Source organism: Arthrobacter sp. JCM 19049 (assembly GCF_001310435.1).
In genome coordinates this window covers 1-1731 of the sequence record NZ_BAXF01000451.1, presented here as the reverse complement: position 1 = coordinate 1731, position 1731 = coordinate 1, and the positions used below count along the sequence as shown (strand labels likewise).

Genomic DNA, 1731 nt, shown 5'->3' with positions numbered 1-1731 from the left:
GGCGCGGGCTCGCGGCCGGTGGGCGGTCCATGATTGCGTCCCGTGCGGTCCGTGGTGCCATTAGCCGAGCAGGCTCATCAGCGCGCTGACGCAGATGGTGAAGCCGATCAGCGAGACGAGCTTGAGCACCAGCATGATCCGTGCGGTGGTGCGCAAGTTGGCGGTGGACCACTGCACGCCGTGCTCCACGGCCCAGGCCACGATGCTGATGATCACGCCGGTCAACGCCAGTTCCGCCGGCGGCAGGGCGATGACCTGCACCAATCCGAGTCCCAGGATCACGCCGATGCTGGCCTGGAACACCAGGTGCATCGGTGCCCGGCTCTCGCCCATGCGGGAAGTGCGCCGCCCGGTGGCGTCGTGCCCGCTCTTGCTTTGCTCCATGTCTCCTCTTCGGGGGGTGTTTCGCGCCAGGTGATACTTCCGGCGGTGTCGGTAGGCGGGCTAGGTCAGCGAGAACGGCTTGGGCGGCAGCGGGTGGACCGTCTTGGCGGCCTGCAGCCCGTCGTAGCCGGCGGTGGCGATCGTCATCTTGGTGAAGTCGAGTTTGGCCTCGCGGATGCACACCTTCACGGCGGCCACGGCCTTTTTCGGGGCCGGGGTCAGGATCCGGATGTTCAGCTTGTGCGGGGCAAAGTCGCTGGATTCCACGGTGCCCAGCCCACGCCAGGCCAGGTGGGAGGTCAGCGCGTCGGTGGCCTTGTGTTCCAGGTAGCGGTCGCGTTCGGTGCCGGACGCGCTCTTCAGTGCGTACTGCACGATCACCCAGGACTGCTCCTGCTCCGGGATCGGGGCATAGCCGTCGGCCTGGCACTGCTCCAGGAAGCCGGCGAACAGTTCATCGGCCCGTTCCATGTCCACATCCTGCACTGAACTGGTCTTGGACTGGTGGCCGACCGCCCCGTGGTTGATGACGAACTGTCCCAGGTCCTCGTTTTCGAACTGCTGGTACCAGGCTTCCCGGAAGTGCAGCTGGTTCTTCTCGTCCAGATGGTAGGTGCGGATGATTGCCATAGTCAGTGGTCCTTGGTTTCGCTCAGGTTCGGATTCGGTGCGCGCAGCTCGGTGGCCCTCTCCAGCCAGGTCGCGCGGTACTGCCGGTTGAAGGGCGGTTGGTCGGCGCGGACCGCGGTCATCAGCTCCGCGGCGCTGTTGCGCATCTGTTCGATGAGCGGCCCGGGGTAGCCCATGGTGCGCGCGTGTTCCTCGAACTCGTCCTCGTCATCCAGGAACAGGCCGCGGGAGTTGGAGCGGATCACATCCAGGTCCATGTCGATCGAGTTCACTTCCCAGCCCCCGGTGGGCAGCGTCTGCCAGCCGATGCGGGTGGAGATGTCCAGGTAGACGTCCACGTCTTCGCCCGGGTTGTCGTAGAAGGTGCCGACCCAGGAACCGGTGTGCGGGATCAGGCACAGGGCGTCGCAGGCGGCCAGGTGGGCGCGTCCGGGCCGGGAGACCAGGGAGCCTTCGGACTGGAAAATCCAGTAGCCGTACTCGTCCGAGCCCAGCAGGTAGCCGGGCACCACCCAGTGCGGGGTGCCGTCGTATTTCCAGGCGCGCGCCACCACCAGCTGGCCCAGGCGGGGCTGGCCGGGGGTGCGGGAGAGTCCGATCGGGCAGGACACGGCGTTCACAGTTTGGGGATCTGGCCGGTGGGCAGGTCCTGGCCGGGCAGCGGGCGGGCGAAGGGCACCTTGGTGCCCAGCACCTGGGCGAGCGTGTCCTGGGCGA

General features: G+C 67.1%; 3 protein-coding genes. All 3 read right to left on the bottom strand.

The annotated features are described in order from the left end of the window. Positions 1 to 60: 60 nt before the first annotated feature. From JCM19049_RS13280 to JCM19049_RS13270, 3 genes are read right to left on the bottom strand one after another with little or no spacing between them, the layout of a single operon-like run. A complete protein-coding gene (locus JCM19049_RS13280) occupies positions 61 to 384 on the bottom strand; it encodes a hypothetical protein (RefSeq protein ID WP_054821823.1) in 324 nt (107 codons plus the stop codon). Positions 385 to 444: 60 nt separating this feature from the next. Next, the gene (locus JCM19049_RS13275) at positions 445 to 1014 is read right to left on the bottom strand and encodes a hypothetical protein (protein WP_054821822.1); all 570 of its coding nucleotides are present in this window, start codon (positions 1012 to 1014) and stop codon (positions 445 to 447) included. Between the two features lie 2 nt (positions 1015 to 1016). Continuing rightward, positions 1017 to 1634, bottom strand: a complete 618-nt coding sequence (locus tag JCM19049_RS13270) for a YgaC family protein (protein WP_054821821.1) — start codon at positions 1632 to 1634, stop codon at positions 1017 to 1019. Positions 1635 to 1731 lie beyond the last annotated feature (97 nt).